Annotated in this window: 12 protein-coding genes; 8 read left to right on the top strand and 4 right to left on the bottom strand. The window is 42.3% G+C overall.

Annotated features, from left to right (window positions below; translation table 11 throughout):
* Positions 1-3 precede the first annotated feature (3 nt).
* The 6 genes from ccoG (at position 4) to L1070_RS01025 (ending at position 10,672) form a co-directional block, all read left to right on the top strand.
* The gene (gene ccoG / locus L1070_RS01050; protein WP_237124140.1) at positions 4-1,386 is read left to right on the top strand and encodes a cytochrome c oxidase accessory protein CcoG; all 1,383 of its coding nucleotides are present in this window, start codon (positions 4-6) and stop codon (positions 1,384-1,386) included.
* 340 nt (positions 1,387-1,726) lie between these two features.
* A complete protein-coding gene (locus tag L1070_RS01045; protein WP_237124139.1) occupies positions 1,727-2,317 on the top strand; it encodes a hypothetical protein in 591 nt (196 codons plus the stop codon).
* Positions 2,318-2,345: 28 nt separating this feature from the next.
* A complete protein-coding gene (locus L1070_RS01040) occupies positions 2,346-3,302 on the top strand; it encodes an acetoacetate decarboxylase (protein WP_070985351.1) in 957 nt (318 codons plus the stop codon).
* A gap of 22 nt (positions 3,303-3,324) precedes the next feature.
* On the top strand, positions 3,325-5,571 hold the full coding sequence (locus L1070_RS01035; RefSeq protein ID WP_237124138.1) for an NAD(P)-binding protein: 2,247 nt from the start codon (positions 3,325-3,327) through the stop codon (positions 5,569-5,571).
* Between the two features lie 96 nt (positions 5,572-5,667).
* Positions 5,668-7,905, top strand: a complete 2,238-nt coding sequence (locus tag L1070_RS01030) for a TonB-dependent receptor (protein WP_237124137.1) — start codon at positions 5,668-5,670, stop codon at positions 7,903-7,905.
* 70 nt (positions 7,906-7,975) lie between these two features.
* Entirely contained in the window at positions 7,976-10,672 is a 2,697-nt protein-coding gene (locus L1070_RS01025) for an ATP-binding protein (RefSeq protein WP_237124136.1), read from the top strand.
* 9 nt (positions 10,673-10,681) lie between these two features.
* Here L1070_RS01025 and L1070_RS01020 read toward each other — a convergent pair whose 3' ends face one another.
* A complete protein-coding gene (locus tag L1070_RS01020; protein ID WP_237124135.1) occupies positions 10,682-11,440 on the bottom strand; it encodes a transporter substrate-binding domain-containing protein in 759 nt (252 codons plus the stop codon).
* A gap of 180 nt (positions 11,441-11,620) precedes the next feature.
* Here L1070_RS01020 and L1070_RS01015 point away from each other — a divergent pair, with 180 nt between their 5' ends.
* Positions 11,621-12,508 (top strand): DMT family transporter, encoded by an 888-nt coding sequence (locus L1070_RS01015; protein WP_237124134.1) that lies wholly within the window; start codon positions 11,621-11,623, stop codon positions 12,506-12,508.
* Positions 12,509-12,577: 69 nt separating this feature from the next.
* Here the strand turns inward: L1070_RS01015 and L1070_RS01010 are convergent, their stop codons facing one another.
* Both L1070_RS01010 and L1070_RS01005 read right to left on the bottom strand, forming a co-directional pair.
* Positions 12,578-13,561: a 2-hydroxyacid dehydrogenase gene (locus L1070_RS01010; protein ID WP_237124241.1), complete on the bottom strand. Its 984-nt coding sequence runs from the start codon at positions 13,559-13,561 to the stop codon at positions 12,578-12,580.
* On the bottom strand, positions 13,527-14,042 hold the full coding sequence (locus L1070_RS01005; protein WP_237124133.1) for a glutathione peroxidase: 516 nt from the start codon (positions 14,040-14,042) through the stop codon (positions 13,527-13,529). Before L1070_RS01005 ends, L1070_RS01010 begins: the two co-directional genes overlap by 35 nt.
* 138 nt (positions 14,043-14,180) lie before the next feature.
* On the opposite strand from L1070_RS01005, the gene L1070_RS01000 reads away from it, so the two are divergent.
* Positions 14,181-15,065 carry an NAD(P)-dependent oxidoreductase gene (locus L1070_RS01000; protein WP_237124132.1) on the top strand — a complete coding sequence of 295 codons (885 nt, stop codon included), beginning with the start codon at positions 14,181-14,183 and terminating at the stop codon, positions 15,063-15,065.
* Positions 15,066-15,104: 39 nt separating this feature from the next.
* On the opposite strand, the gene sbcB is transcribed toward L1070_RS01000, so the two are convergent.
* Positions 15,105-16,571 carry an exodeoxyribonuclease I gene (gene sbcB, locus L1070_RS00995; RefSeq protein ID WP_237124131.1) on the bottom strand — a complete coding sequence of 489 codons (1,467 nt, stop codon included), beginning with the start codon at positions 16,569-16,571 and terminating at the stop codon, positions 15,105-15,107.
* Positions 16,572-16,954 lie beyond the last annotated feature (383 nt).

Here is a 16,954-nt window from a genome sequence, read left to right as displayed (position 1 = left end):
ATTATGAAGTTTGACATTAAAGAAGAAGATCTCATCATCAAGCCCTATAAACACGCTGGGCCAATTTATATTCGAGAACAAAAGGGATACTTTCAACGCATCAGGCGCTACCTAAGCTGGTTTCTTATGCTGGTCTTTATTGGTCTTCCCTGGATCACTTATCAAGGACAGCAAGCGATCTTATTTGACGTTGCACATCAACAGTTTAAGATTTTTGGTGCGACCTTCTTACCGCAAGACTTTATGTTGCTGGCAGGCGTATTTATGGCGGGAGCCTTTGCGCTGTTTTTTGTTACCAACTGGCTGGGCCGCGTTTGGTGCGGCTTTGTGTGCCCACAAACTGTTTGGATGCTGATGTTTACATGGGTGGAACACAAGGTTGAAGGCACCCGAAATCAGCGTATCAAGCTAGATCAAGGCCAGTGGAATTTAACTAAGATACAAAAGAAGCTCACCAAGCACAGTATTTGGTTATTTATGTCGCTATTCACCGCCACATCTTTTATGACCTATTTTATACCTGCGTCAACACTTTACACCGAGATGTTTAACTTGCAGTGGTCAGGGCTAGTTTGTTTTTGGGTGTTTTTGTTTACCTTGTGTACGTATGGTAATGCTGGCTTTTTAAGAGAGAAAATGTGTACCGTGGCTTGCCCATACTCGCGTTTTCAATCAGTGATGTTTGATAAAGATACACTGGTGGTAAGCTATGATTTCGCGCGCGGAGAGCGCCGTGGACGTCGTAAGAGAAAGGATAATCCTGCATCACTTGGCCTGGGTGATTGTGTTGACTGTAACTTGTGTGTAGAAGTTTGCCCAGCAGGCATTGATATTCGAAACGGCTTGCAATACGAGTGTATTAACTGTGGCTTGTGTATAGACGCTTGTGATCAAACCATGGAGAAGTTTGGCTACAAAAAAGGTCTAATAAGCTTCAAAAGCGAGCAACAAATGGCAGGGAAACAAGCAAAACCGATGAGATTGAAACTCTTCGGCTATGCCATTTTAACCGTGGCTGTCATCGCCTCGATGATAGTATGGCTATTGCTGAGAACGCCGTTAGAAGTGTCAGTGATAAGAGACCGCAGCGCCCTTTATCGTTTAGATTATCAGGGGATAGTGGAGAATCCATATACCTTGAGTGTTATTAATAAAACCCAGCAAACCTTGAGTTACAATATCGCGTTGGACGGTTTTGATGGGGCCAGTTTAGTGGCACCGAGCAATATAAAAGTTGCAGCTGGTCAAATGGTATTGGTGCCTGTGACTATTAGCGCGGATCAGAACGATTTAAAGCATCGAGTTCATAAAGTTACTTTTATCGTCAGTGCGCTTGAAGATAGTACTATTTATCTTGAAAAACAAAGTTACTTCTACAGTGAATAAACAAAACAGCACACTTTAACTTGTGTGCTTGTGAACGCCTTTCAACAATACTTTTAGTGACGTATGTCTACGTCACTAAACGCATCTTAAAATAGTCATATTTCAACCATCAATCTGCGTGTAAAATATTCGTTTTAAAAGTGTTTACAAAAGTAATCACGCTGCTAGATTTAAATAGCCAACTATAATAATAGATAAGATATTTTGAGCCCGTTGACAATGGACATGCAAGTAATAATGGGCGTTTAGTTTGTTATACAATGATATCTCTATCAGGTAAAATGAAGAGTTGGCGTAACATTTCATCAGCCATACCTACTTACTAAAAGGATAGATCGATATGGTAACGCTAATCGTCAGTGATATATATGGTCATACAGCCAATTTAGACGCCTTCGCAAATGAACTAGTCGGTGATATCGTCATTTGCTCCCCATATGAAACAAAACAGTCTATACGACAACGTAACGAAGAGGATGTATACGCACAGTTCGTCAATTCGGTTGGTCATGACAATTATATGAGCAAAGTCGAAAGGGCCATCGTATCACACCGCCCACAGCTTGTTATAGCTTTCAGCGCAGGTGCTTCTGCGGCATGGCGAGCCATAGCAAATATGCAAACTAATTTGCCTGCTAAGCTGATAGGGTTTTATCCTGGGCAAATTAGAAACTACATTGATGTTCAGCCAAAATGTCAAGTAGATTTGCTATTTCCACAACAAGAGGCGCATTTTGAGCTCACCCCTGTGATACAAGTTTTAAAAAAAATGAATAATGTCAGTTGTACTCGGACGCGCTACAACCATGGTTTTATGAACGCATTGTCCAATCAGTTCAACAAATATGCATACCTTCACTATACTCACCTGTGTGAACAACAAATTGTCATGCTTCAGCACTCACATGAACAGGAGAAGCTTGAAGTGTAATAACAGGTACAAAATGAAGGAATAAACTATGAGCGAAGAGCAATACGGCACCTACCAGCATTTTTACGGAAACCCAATCGCCAAACCGCCTTGTAGAATGATTAATGCCATGATGTATGGCTTTTTCATTAAAGGCACATATGTTTCTATACAAAGTTACATTGATAACACGCTAAATAGCATAAGTAATAGCGAGTTTCATTTTAAGGCTTTATCCTCGTATTGCTTGCTCACGTTTACCGATATTGAAAATATTGCATCCAAAGTGGAGCCATTTAGAAGCTACGGCTGGATGCAAGAAACAGACATTATCGTGTGGTTGCCAGTTGCGCAAATAGATAGTGCAACTAACAAAATGACCCACCTGTATTGGTATCCCGCATTTATCACAGTAAATAACATAAACGCCCTCGTAAATGGTAGAGAAACATGGGGCTATAATAAGTACCAATGCCGCTATGAGATGCCTGATTCGCACAAAAAAGCGGACTATTTCTCGTTGAGCATGGAAACTTTTAACCCGTTCAGCCCAGATACAAAAATGGCTTGGCATGAGTTGCTAAACATCACCAGGCACTCGGATGACGATAGTTGGTTTGAAGAGTTGTTTGAAATTGGGCATGAAGTAGCGGATTTATTACACTCAAGCTGTGATGAAATTAACATTAGTGCAGATTTACTAAAGCAGTTCCTCTCTGGCTTTACGCACCCTCAAATGGACCAAATTCTGTTTAAACAATTTCCTGATGGCTTTGCTGAAAACGCTGTGTATAAAGCCGTTGTACATTCTCCTTCAGAAATAAAGCGTATTCATAAAATGGGGTTTTTGAAGGACGAGTTTAAAGTGACCATTAACCGATTGGACGCTTTTCCGCTTAACGATATGTTTGGTATCAATATCGGCGAGCAAATGGCAAAGCTTCCTTACTATGTGTCTATGGACTTTGATCAAGACGGTGCCTATGAAATCGTCAGTGGTGCGTAATTGTTGAGCAAGGATAAGAATCATGAGTCAAGAAAAAATCGCGATACTCGGCGGCGGAGTATCGGCAATGACCGCTGCAGTCTATTTAACAGAGCAACCTGACTGGCAACAAAAGTATGATATCACTGTTTACCAACTGGGGTGGCGTTTAGGCGGCAAAGGTGCCAGTGGTCGTAACTCCGACTTTGGTGAGCGTATTGAAGAGCATGGTTTACACGTGTGGTTTGGGGCATATGTCAATTCGTTTCGTGCAATTGAAAATGTTTACAACAGTTTGAACAGACCAAGTGATATGCCATTGAGCACTTGGCAAGATGCATTTAAACCCCACAGCTTTGTTGTGCTTGAAGAATACATAGATAACGAATGGGAGACCTGGCCAATTGATTTTCCCGTGATCAACGGCAATCCAGCCGAAGGCACGTTAGATCTGCATTTTTGGCAGTTTATCGAACTTGCAGTTGCTTGGTTAAGAAAATTTATAGGGACGTTGGAGTCAGAAATATCAAAGCATCATAAACAAACCCGCTTGCAAACCCGAAAACGCCGAGATCGCAGTTTGCTGCAACATCTTGCCTCTCAAGTTAGTCACGCCTTTGATGATATCGAAGATGATGTTCATGATTTTTTCCAAAGCGCACACGATGAGTTAAGTGAGATTTGGTCAACACCCGGCCTTTTGAGCCAACAGCTACAGCGGTTAGTTACATTGCGTGCCATAGACAAAGACTTGAGTAACAGTAAAGATAGACTAGTGGTTTGGTATGTGGTTAGAAAACTAAAACGTTGGCTTAATAGTGAAGCGCTAGAGTTGCTGGATGAAAACCCCAATATTCGCAGAGCTTATATTTGTGCCGATCTTGGTATTGCGGTCGTGATTGGCCTTTTAAAAGACCGAGTTTTTGAGAACGGCTTTGGCAGTATTAATGACATCGACTTCAAAGCGTGGCTAGCAAAAAATGGCGCGAATGAGCAGTATACTGTTGAGTCTGCGCCAGTCAGAGGTTTTTACGATCTAGTATTTGGGTATGTTGACGGTGATTTTTCCAAAGGCGATGTTGAAGCCGGTGTGGCTACACTCGCGATGTTGCGGTTAATGCTGTGCTACCACGGTGGAGTCATGTGGAAGATGCAAGCTGGAATGGGGGATGTGATTTTTGCTCCCATTTATGAGTTACTGAAAAGTCGCGGCGTCAAGTTTGAGTTCTTTAATGAAGTTAGTGCACTGCGTCCGGGCCTTAATGAGCAGGGAAAAGATGTGGTAGAGCAAATCCACATTACAGAGCAAGTGACTCTGGTGGACGAATCATACCAGCCCTTTGTATTCGTAAAAGGCTTGCCGTGTTGGCCTAGTAAACCTTTGTTAGATCAAGTGTTACCTGAGCAAGCTCAGTTAATCCGTGATCATGATATTAATCTGGAGTCTTACTGGTCAGATTGGCCGAGTGTTTACCAAATGGAGTTTGGGCAACCACTACCGACTAAAACACTGCAACGTGGTGTTGATTTTGACAAAGTGATATTCGGTATTTCAGTCGCAGCATTGGAACATATATGTCCTGAGTTACTACAACTAGATGGTAAGTTGAAAGACCAAGCGACAAAAGTCAAGACTGTAGCAACACAGGCATTCCAACTATGGTTGAATAAAACGGATGAACAATTAGGCTTCAATTACTCACCACCTAGCGAGGAAAGGGCTATTTTAAGCGGGTTTTCGCAGCCATTTGATACTTGGGCGGCAATGTCGAATTTGCTGAATGTGGAAGATTGGCCCGGTGATGGGCCAGATAACATCGCTTATTTTTGCAGTGCATTTACATGCTCAGATTATCCAGCACGTAATGAACACAACTTTATTCATGAACAAACAGCCAAAGTTAAAGCAAACGCGATAGAGAAGCTACAAAGAGAGATGAAGCCACTTTGGCCTAATGCATATAACGATAATAATCAATTTGATTGGTCTGTTTTGTATGCTCCTGTAGGAGAATTGAACACAGCGCGGTTTAACTACCAGTATTGGCGTGTCAATGTGGACCCTAGTGAGCGTTATGTGTTATCGGTGACGGGAAGTAGCCAATATCGCCTACCAACGGACGGTAGTATATTTGCTAATCTATACCTGACCGGAGATTGGATCAAAACCGGAGTTAACGCAGGATGCGTTGAAGCTGCAGTCATGGCTGGTATGCAAACTTCTCGTGCAATATGTGGGTTACCCAATGAAATATCGGGAGAAAATGGCTTTGAACCCGATGGGGCATAGAAAGTGAAGATGTTCCCATATATTCTTGGTGGGGGATCTGTAAATAGACTATACTTTTTTGCACTAACTTAATGAATTGTATAAAAGAGTAAGGATATGAAACAGACTCTCCCATTGAGCCTTGTATGTTGTGCAGTCTTAGGCGTGATTAACTTACCTGTATTTGCTGCTGATGATCAAGAAATTGAAGTCATAGAAGTTTATGCCCAAAAACGAGCGCAATCCCTAAACGATGTGAGTGTCTCTATAACGCCAGCCAAAGGTGACGAGTTAGCCCTATCTGGTGTAAAAGATTCAACAGAATTAGGCCGTTTTGTTACAAACATGAAGGTGAGCCAAAACGCCGCAGAGGGAACACCTCCTGCAATCAACATACGCGGCGTTGGCCTGCTAGATTACAACACAGCGAATACATCACCTGTAGCGATGTATGTGGATGGGGCATCTGTTGGGTCAGCGAATAATCAACTGGTTAATTTTTTCGACATCGAGCAAGTAGAAGTGTTAAAGGGTCCACAAGGAACACTATTTGGTCGTAATAGCACTGGCGGTGCGGTCTTGATCCGCAGTAAGCGTCCAGATGCAGGCACTTATGGTGAGGTATCACTTGGTTATGGCAGTGACCAATGGCGTAAGATACAGGGTATGTTTAACGCCACTGTTAATGACGAGTCGGCGGTTAGAGCAGCGCTTAGTCATGTTAAATATGATTACACCACATATAACCTGCATCCAACGGCACCCGAAGCGAATATGGAACAGTCAGATCTTAGGCTCAGTTACTTTGGCCAGTGGGACAAGTTAAGTGTTTATTTAAAAACAAATTACAGCCACTGGAGTGGGATAGTGCAGCCAGTGGGCAGCATTGGAACTATAAAAAATCCTGTGACTGGTGAGTCCTGTTCGGCACAAGAGGCTGCATCAGGACAATGCACGGATGTATTTGGTTTTAATGACGGTAGTGATGATTTTTGGGCCGTTAACGTCAATAATGACTCCCCCCACCATAGCATAGGTAAAGGCTGGACGGCTGAAGTGGAGTATCAGCTAAGTGAGCAGTCTCACTTGGTGTGGATAAATGCCTTTAGCCGCCTAGACAGGGAGCATGCTTTCAACTGTGATGGTTCACCATTACAGGCATGCGAAGGAAACCTTGGATTAAAAACTGAGTTGCTCAACAATGAATTGCGTTATCACAGGGAATATGAACAAGGTTATTTAATATCCGGCTTATTTCACTTAGATGAACGTATCTACCAAGATAACTATAATGATATCCTTCGTATTCTCAGAGGCACCGAGAACGGCCAAAACTCAGCTACTTTCATGTATGACAATGCAATCCGCACTAAGGTATTGGCTGCATTTGCGCAATATGAGTGGCAATGGCGTTCAGACACTACGTTGACATTCGGGCTCAGGTATAGTGATGAAGCGATAGAGTATGATTCACTTTCGCACATCAATATTGTTGACCCAAATAGTATGACTGATGTAGTGCTGCCATTTTATCATGTGATAGGGCGCAACGATGACGATAACTTATCGGGTAAGTTTGCTATTAACTACACACTTGAGCCAAATAAAATGCTTTATTACAGCTTTGCAAATGGGGTCAAAAGTGGTGGCTACAACGGCGGATTCCTGTCGAGTCCTGAACAGGCCCTGCAAGCTGACTATGGCGCTGAAAAGCTTAATGCGCATGAAATAGGAACTAAGTTGCTGTTTGACGAGCAAGCAATGAGATTTAATGCGGCTTTGTTTTACTATGATTACAAAGATCAGCAGGTATTTATGAATCAGCCTTCAGTAGTACCAGGTGCTGTGCCGTTACAGCTGCTTGAAAATGTTGCTGACTCAAAGATCTATGGTGCAGAAGCAGACTTTTACTATGAGCCAATGGAGCAGCTAGAAGTACAACTTGGTATTGGCTATATTCCGCATGCTGAGTTTGAACAATTTGTTGATCCTTTGGGCGTATCGCTAACGGATAACAGACTTCCGTTTACTTCAAAGTGGAATATTAGTGGCGCATTGTCCTATTCGCACAATATTGCGTCGGGTACATTAAAGACAAGTGTCGGCTTTGACTACCAATCGGAGTACTACTTTGACCAACAGCAAACAGACTATGCAAAGCAAGATGGTTATGTTTTGTGGAGGTTCAATGCCCAATACGAAGTAGAAAAATGGCAGGCAAATTTATGGGCTAAAAACTTGTTCGATGAGCAATACAGCCATTTAAAGTTCGATTTACGCAATTTTTTAGGTATGCTTGAAGACTTTAAAGGCGAAGGTCGTCGGGTCGGGCTTGATGTGAGCTATCGATTTTAAGATAAAGGTTAAGTTTATTAAGGCTTAACTGTGCTTTTTGTTTAAAGCACTTAAAAAGCTAAGGCATCTTATGCGTTCATTTATAAGAATACTCATTGTCATCATTGGCGCTGTTTTTGCGAACTATAGTGCCGCTGATGTGTTTGAGTATTCGATAGATAAACAAGATGTTAATTTGCATGACCATGCGCAGTTGTTAGTCTCTGAGGAAAGCACTCGCTTTCCTTCCGACTTTTATGCTGTTGAAGAGTGGGCTGGTAGCTTAAAATCGTTGCCATCTCGAGCCTTGTTTTCTGGTCGTTATTGGTTAGTGACACAGATATCGAATAAATCGAACCTAAACGATTTAGTGCTTTATCCATACAATACGGTTTTGGCTAATATTGAAACGAGAATTTATAGTGAGTCTGGTGAAATCCAGCGCTACTTCTCGGGGGGGAAGAACCAAAACGAATTTGCCTTTCACTATGGCAACACCATTCATCTAAAACCCAACACAAACTATTACTTAGTTACTGTATTTGAAAGTGATTTTTTTTACACACCTACTAAGTTAGTCATCAAGCCTACAAAAGACTTCAACCAGTTGGTTATTAGAGAAAACCTATTAATGACACTGTGCTTCAGTGTGGGCATTATTCTAGGCATATATAACCTGCTGATTTATATAGGTTCAAAGGATTTAACTCATCTCTACTTTGCGTTATTTGCCGCGGTTTGGGTATATAGCTGGAGCCATTTTTTTCATATTTCTGACCAATTATTTGGTTTGTACTCAGCGCACTTGCATTGGCTAGGGTTTACCTTAGCGCCGATCACAAATATCCTTTTTTACAATAGTTTATTGAAATTAAAAGAAAAACATCCAAACCTGTCGGTTGCGTCAATCTGGTTAGGGATTATCTCCGCTTTGGGACTGCCGTTTAGCATCCTATTTCCGGGGTTTGGTTTTTTGTGGGCCACAGTGATGACAGGGAGTGCGCTGTGTTTAGGCATGTATGTTGGGGTACTGCGCCTATTAGAAGGGTTTAAACCTGCACGCTATTTTGTCCTAGCATACATAGCAATGATGGTGCCTAACATGATTGGTAATCTAACCAATTTGGGTATTTTACCGCAATCTACGCTTAACCTATATTTGTTGGGGTTGGTTGGTACGGCATTAGATGCAATGTTACTTGCATTTGCTGTGGCCGATAAGTTCAGGCTCACAAATGAAGAAAACATTGAACTGAACAAGAATCTCGAAACCAAGGTACTAAAACGTACTTATGAACTAGAACAACTAGCATCTCAGCTAAGGGATGCAAGTGAATCTAAAAGCCGCTTCTTAGCAAACATGAGTCACGAGATCAGGACCCCAATGACGTCAATCATTGGTTATGCCGATGGCATTATTCTGGGCGACATTAAACCTCATGAGAGAAATCACGCAATTAATGTAATTTTGCAAAACTCACGACACGTTCTGGGCTTGATAAATGATATTTTGGATATGTCTAAGATAGAAGCGAATAGGTTGGAGATTGAGCTTATTGAAGCTAACTTATTTAAATCAATCGCCCATGTTGAGTCTTTATTAGGCAAACAAATCAGGGATAAGGGACTTGAGTTTGAACTACATTATACCTTCCCGCTACCAGACTTTATTGTGATTGACCCAACTAGGTTGCGGCAGATTTTGTTAAATTTGACTTCAAATGCATTGAAATTTACTTCGGTTGGAAAAATCACGCTCGATGTTTCGTGCTCAGAAGATGTGTTGAAAGTGTCCGTGAAAGACACCGGGATCGGTATGACATCGACGGAACAAAAAGAACTGTTTAGTGCTTTTTATCAAGCGGATTCATCTACCTCACGTAAATATGGGGGGACGGGATTGGGGCTCAACATTTCTAAAAACTTGGCAAATAAACTCAATGGCGATATCACCGTTGAAAGTGAAGTTGGATCAGGCACAACATTTACCTTAACGCTGGGACTATTTACAACTGAAAATACGCGCTGGGTGAATAGCCTTGAAGAGGCGGTTCAGAGTCAACCTTCCATCAGCGACATTCATAGCAATGAAAAGGGTCGCGAACTTAAAGGCGATGTATTACTTGCTGAAGACCATGGGGATAATAGTCGACTTATACAGCGTATCCTTGAAAGAATGGGACTAAACGTGACCGCTGTGGAAAACGGCCAGTTGGCCGTGCAAGCTGCTTTAGACAAAGATTATGATTTGATTCTAATGGATATACAAATGCCAGTCATGGATGGAGAACAGGCGTTGAATTTTATACAAGCGACAGGTTGTACAGCACCTATTCTTGCCTTAACTGCCAACACTATGCAGCACGAAGTGGACAGATACCTCAAACTTGGTTTCACAGATCATTTAGCTAAACCGATTGATAGAGCTGAGTTTAGTAAGAAGATTAGCCACTATTTAAATATTTCAGTATCTGATGATATTGATATTCCAAATGATGAATTTAAGCAGCTGAAAAGTAAGTACATATCAGGCCTGTATGAGCAAAAAGTACAGATCCAGAATCAGATGAAATACCATGATATTGATGGTTTATGCCGCTCTGTACACGCTGTTAAGGGTACAGCGGGAATGTTTGAATGTACAGAGATCCAAAATATAGCCTCGCAAATCGATAAAATGCTCAAAGAGCACTTTGACGATGATGCGCTTGAGCAACAGGTGAGCGAGTTGATTCTAGCAATGGATAGAGCGATTGATACTTCCGACTTCAATAAGGTAGTTATCTAAAGAGCTATATTAATTATGTGTGTACTTAGTAACTAACTCATCTATCTCGGGTTTTAGCTTGGTAATGGCGAGATTAATCTCATTCATCAGCGCCTGATTTTGTTGTGTTCGCCTTAGTAAAATATGCACTTCGTTGTCATGAACCACATACGGCCAAAGTTTGATTTGGTCATGACCTTGGGTTTTTGTAATGTATAAACCGGTTATTTGGTCGTCGATAATAAAATCAACACGTTTCTTAGCGAGCATATCGGAACGTCGACTTGCGCTGGATATTCCCACTAATTGTTCCTGATATTTGGGCGAACGCGCTAAAGAAGCAAGTTCTTCGCCGTAGAATGAGCCGATACTTAAACCTATGGTTTTTGCCTCATCAAGTAATTGTGCAATATTTTCTATGGGCTGGGCAGGTAAAAGGCTAAAAAGCCGCATCTTTTCATGGCGGTATGGAATAGAAAAATACCCATACTTTTCTCTTTGTGGTGTGTAGCTGACCATCACAGCCATATCGATTTGGCCACTATCCATTTGTTCTAGCGCGCGTGCACTAGAAGGGAGTTTCACGTAGGTTAAACATACATTGATACTACCGAGTACCTTTTTTGCAATTTCTATATCTAGTCCCGCAGCTTTTCCGTTGTCAAAATAGGTCAGAGGGGGCCAATCATCCACCATGCCGAGTTTAAGGTCCAAGCGACATTGCTGTGCCTGCACTGTGGCGCCAACGGTTAGCGCTAAAAAGATACCGAAATATTTATATACAGACACTACAAAGGCCTCATTCGTCTAACATGGTAAATTAAGTCTAGTTTATAATCTCATAAAAATCATAAGTTTAGTTTTATTTCATGTACGCGTAGCTAGTCGCTATGATCAGCTCGGCGGATTTACTTGTAATCCAAGCTGGCCGCTTCATAATTGCGCAAAAAGTTAATATAGATTTTGTTCATGGGGATTGGAGAAAGTGCGGCAATTTTGGCCGCTGGTGTGTGGGCAAGTTCCACAATTTTATATAAACGCTTTAGCCATCATTTGTCACCGCTAGAGTTAAACTTGTGTAAAGGCATGATTGCTGGGTTTATGATGCTGATTGCCATGCTAGCTTTGCAGGACTGGCAATCTCCTCAACAAATCAGTAGTTGGTACTGGCTAATAGCCAGTGGTATTTTGGGGATTGCGATAGGTGATAGCGCTTATTTCGCGGCGCTACGCAATGTAGGTGCAGCAAGAACCTTAATCGTTGAGTCTTTTGCGCCAGCTATTGCCGGATTGCTGAATATTCTGATGCTAGGCGTATATTTATCACTCCAAGCTTGGCTAGGGATAGTTATCACAACCGTGGGCGTGCTTATCGCGGTCAAGCCAAAGCAGCTGTTACCGACCGTTGAAAAGCAAATATATTACAAAGGGCTGAGTTTTGCGTTGTTAGCTGCGCTATGCCAAGCTGCAGGCATAGTGATGTCAAAAGGTGCAATGCAGGAGGAGGGAGTTAGTAGCCTTTGGGCTGCGCTTATTCGTTTGTTGAGCGGCACTTTTGCCGTGGCTTTGGTTATCGCCTGGATGAGAGAACACAATCTGGGAAGAGCAATTCGAATGCGTGGCGTTGAAGGAAAAAGATGGTTATTTGTCGCTATCTTTTTTGGTACTTTCATCGGCTTGTGGTTACAACTTGTATCGGTCAAGTATACAGACCCCGCTATTGCACAAACCATTTTTGCGACAGCCCCTTTGATGGTCATGACAATAGGCTTTGCAAAGCGTGAACCTATTACATTCAATATGGTGCTCGGTGGGTGTTTGGCATTAGTTGGTGTAGCGGTATTGTTACTTGGGTAATGAAAGGTTTCGGCTTCCTTACAAATACAATGTTCAATGAGCAATGTCTTGCTCATTGAACATGACTGTTTAAAGCACTTGATTTGTGAGTTGTGTATTACCTTGTGCTATTTCATTTAAATTAAATAGTGTAATGGCGGCAATCTGCTCTAGTGCTTCTTGCGTGAAAAAACCTTGGTGACCTGTGACAAGCACATTCGGAAAGCTAATTAAGCGTGAAAAGATATCGTCTTGGATGATCTCTTCACTACGGTTTTTAAAGAACAGCTCAGACTCTTGTTCATAGACATCAAGGCCTAAATAACCGAGTGTTCGGCTTTTTAATGCTCGGATACAGGCTGCGCTGTCGATAAGCGCACCGCGACTAGTGTTGATCAACATAACGCCTTTTTTCATTTTGGCAAAAGCATTGTCATCAATCATATGGTGAGTACTGTCGGTCAGTGGGCAGTGTAATGTGACAATGTCACTTTGCTTTAAGAGCATATCCAGTGAAGCGAGAGTATAAGAGCCTTCTCCAACATTTGGGTCATATACCAATACGTTGGCACCAAAGCCATTAAGGATGGATATTAATGCTTGGCCAATTTTGCCCGCACCGATGACGCCAACGGTTTTGTTGTGTAAGTTAAAACCCAATAAGCCATTTAAATCAAAATTGTCTTCGCGCACTCGATTATAGGCTTTATGGGTCTTGCGACTTAGGGTGAGCATCAGTGCAATACAATGTTCTGCGACAGCCTCTGGGCTATATGCAGGAACTCTGACTACTTTAATTCCAAGCTTATTAGCCATTTTTATATCTACGTTATTAAATCCAGCGCAGCGCAGAGCGACAACTTTAATACCAAACTCAGCCAATTTCGACAGTACGGCTTCATTTAAGATGTCGTTAACAAAAACACAAATGGCATCAAAGCCCTGACATAAAGCAACAGTCTGTTCGTTCAGCGATTCAGTAACATAATGAAGGTCTATGTTTGGGTGTTCATTTAATGCCTGCGAGAAGAAAGGTTTTTCATAGTTTTGCGAACTGAATAGGACTACTTTCATCATTTAATTGGCTCTCAATCACGGGTTTCAGGGTGTCAGGTTTGGTTCTCGGTGCATATCGAGAAACCAACTCTCCCTGAGAGTTTACTAAAAACTTGGTAAAGTTCCATTTTATTGCGCGGTTTTGTGCTATCCCTCTTGTGTTAGATTTCAGGTAGTTGAATAGAGGATGCGCATCAGGACCATTTACTTGAACTTTGTCGCAGACTTTAAATGTTAGTCCAAAATGACTCTTATAAAACTCATTTAACATGGCGCCTTCAAGTGGTTCATTGCGGCCAAATTGGTTGCAAGGAAATGCCAATATTTCAAAGCCATATGTTTTGTACTGCCGATATAGTTTTTCCAGCGCACTAAGTTGACCTGCAAAGCTACATTTGCTGGCGATATTGACGACTAATATAGTTTTGCCTTGCAGCTTTTTTAACGCGAGCGTTTCGCCATTAATAAGCTGAACGCTGTAACGATGTATAGTTTCCATAGCGTTTAGACTCCTTGCTCGCTAGTTCTAATGTTCATATCTTTCATTGATAATTCATGCTTTTCATTTGCTATACCTGTTTTACTTAGGTATAAAAACTCCATTATCGATACCATAGCAGTCAAATAGGACAGAATTATGTCAATGAAATTAGCATTCATCGGACTAGGTGTAATGGGCTACCCAATGGCCGGTCATTTAGCCAATGCCGGTCATCTAGTGTGTGTGTACAACCGCACTACAGCCAAAGCCAAGGATTGGGCACAGCAATATGCTGGTGACTATGCAGAGACGCCCGCACAAGCAGCTAAAGGTGCAGATATTGTATTTTTATGTGTAGGCAATGACGACGATTTACGTTCTGTTGTTTACTCAGAGTCTGGTGTACTAGCAGGCATGAATGCAGGTACAGTGTTAGTAGATCACACAACCACATCAGCCAAAGTTTCAATTGAAGTTGCACACAAAGCAGCTGAGCAGAGCGTGGCGTTTTTAGACGCGCCTGTATCTGGAGGTCAAGCGGGCGCTGAAAATGGCGTTCTGACTGTCATGGTTGGCGGAGAACAAGCCATTTTTGACCGTGTACAACCAGTTATGTCTGCGTATAGCCGATTTTCTCAATTGCTTGGAAAAGTTGGCAGCGGCCAAACATGTAAAATGGTGAACCAAATTTGTATTGCTGGGGTTGTGCAAGGGTTGGCTGAGGGGTTACATTTTGCTAAACAAGCGGGTCTAGATGGTGAAAAAGTGATTGAGACTATCTCAAAAGGGGCGGCTGGCTCATGGCAAATGGAAAATCGCTATAAAACAATGTTGGCGGGTGAGTACGAATTTGGTTTTGCAGTTGATTGGATGCGAAAAGATCTAGGCATAGCCCTAGATGAAGCGCGTAACAATGGTGCTTCTTTGCCGCTTACGGCGATGGTCGATCAATACTATGCAGATGTTCAGGCGCTAGGGGGTGGACGGTATGACACGTCCAGCTTACTAGCAAGGCTTGATGCCATACACGATAAAAAATAATAGCTTATCGCGCCGAACTCTCCAGTTCGGCGTTTTTGATTATAGGCTTTGTGCGTAGTGATAAAGCGCTTTAAGAATGCTCAGGTTACGCTCATTGCCCTCATTCTCATGCACCAAATTCTCTAGCGTCAGCATAAAGTCTTCTGCATTGATTGATGGGCTGTCTTCTGCGTGCATCAATTTGTTTTGACAATACTTACGCCAATTATCCAATTCTTGAGGGGTGAGTGTTTCAGGCCAGTTACGGGCTCGATAGCGAAACAACATCGGTACAAATTTGGCATCATCAAAGCTTAAATCTAAAGATCCAAGTGCTTGTGGTTGAGCCTCACGAATAATGGCAAATTTTGCCTTATCAGCTTTACTGGTAAAGCCATTGTATAGCTGGTAGTCGGGGTTGGTGGTGCTACTAAAATCACCTTGCTCGGCAAACACCTGTGCGACTTTGTCTCTAAGTTCAGGGTGTGCTTTTAGAACTTTTAGGTGCTCAAGACATTGTTCTCTATCTATGCCCAAACGCGCAGCATTTTCGGGTAGCAAAGTTTTAGCTGGGGCCAAAATAGGGCACTTGTTGATATGTACCAGCTTTAAGCCAGCGGGCAACTCCCCGTCTGCCAAATCACTGTGCTTGGTGTAAAGACGTTCACGAAGTTGCTCAACTGACAGGTCTAATAAAACTTGCGGGTTGTGAGTTAAGTTAAAACAGACCACCGCGTTTTTATTCACTGGGTGAAAACTCATAGGCGCAACCCAAGTGGTGCAGCCTTGCGTTGCAGGGATACGAGAAGAGGTGTGTACCAAAGGTTGCATGTTGTACACATCAATCATATCAAGCAATGCTTTTTTATGTCTGAGGCTAAAGAAAAACTTAAATAATTTTGGTTGTTTTTCTTTAATGAGTTTAGCCAAGGCAATGGTAGCTGTAACGTCACTCAATGCGTCGTGTGCTGCGCCATGTTCGATGCCATTGGCGATGGTCAGGTGTTCAAGTTTAAAACTTGGTGAGCCATCTTCTTTGCATGGCCATTCGATGCCCTCTGGACGCAATGCGTAACAGGCGCGTACCAAATCTATGATGTCCCAACGGCTATTGCCATTTTGCCACTCGCGTTCATAAGGGTCGTAGAAGTTACGATATAGGCTGTAACGCGTGACTTCGTCGTCGAATCGAATGCTATTGTATCCTGCAACACAGGTGTTAGGGCGGCTAAATTCAGCATGAATTTTTGCTATAAACTCGGCCTCTATGAGGCCATGCTTCAACGCATGTTGGGGTGTAATACCTGTGATTAAACAAGCCTCTGGATGTGGTAAGTAATCCGGCGCAGGTTTACAGTACTCAATCAGTGGCTCACCAATGATGTTTAAATCCAAGTCGGTACGGATGCCTGCAAATTGGCTTGGACGGTCTTTTTGCGGCGACGCACCCCAGGTTTCGTAATCATGCCAAAAAATAGTAGGCATGTTTGCGTCATTATTTTGCGTCCCTTGATTGTGGTTATTCATTGTAATTAAAGGGCCTTTGAGCTGAATTGAGGTTGTTGTTGGTGAATGATAAACATTGTAATCATGTTCAACAAGCGTGATAAATGTGTGTATGGCTGAAACCAAGACAATGTCGAATACAAAACGTTACCCTGTAAACAAAAAGCGACCTAAGCATATTATCACACACTGAAGGGGTAAGGGTAAAACGTCCTGCAAACTACAGGGATAAAAGAGCTGTGTTTATATTGGCTCCATCCTTAAATCGCTCTGTTGTGAAATAGTTCGATGACTAAACGAGCCACAAGCACCAGCCAAAAATACTCATATACAAATATCAACACCTATGAAATGCGCCAAAACAACTGGTTTTGGCCTTTTGAGGGCGATAAAGTGCAGCTTTT

The organism is Pseudoalteromonas sp. MMG022 (assembly GCF_021654245.1).
GTDB lineage: Bacteria > Pseudomonadota > Gammaproteobacteria > Enterobacterales > Alteromonadaceae > Pseudoalteromonas > Pseudoalteromonas amylolytica.
This window is presented reverse-complemented; position numbering and strand designations above follow the sequence as displayed.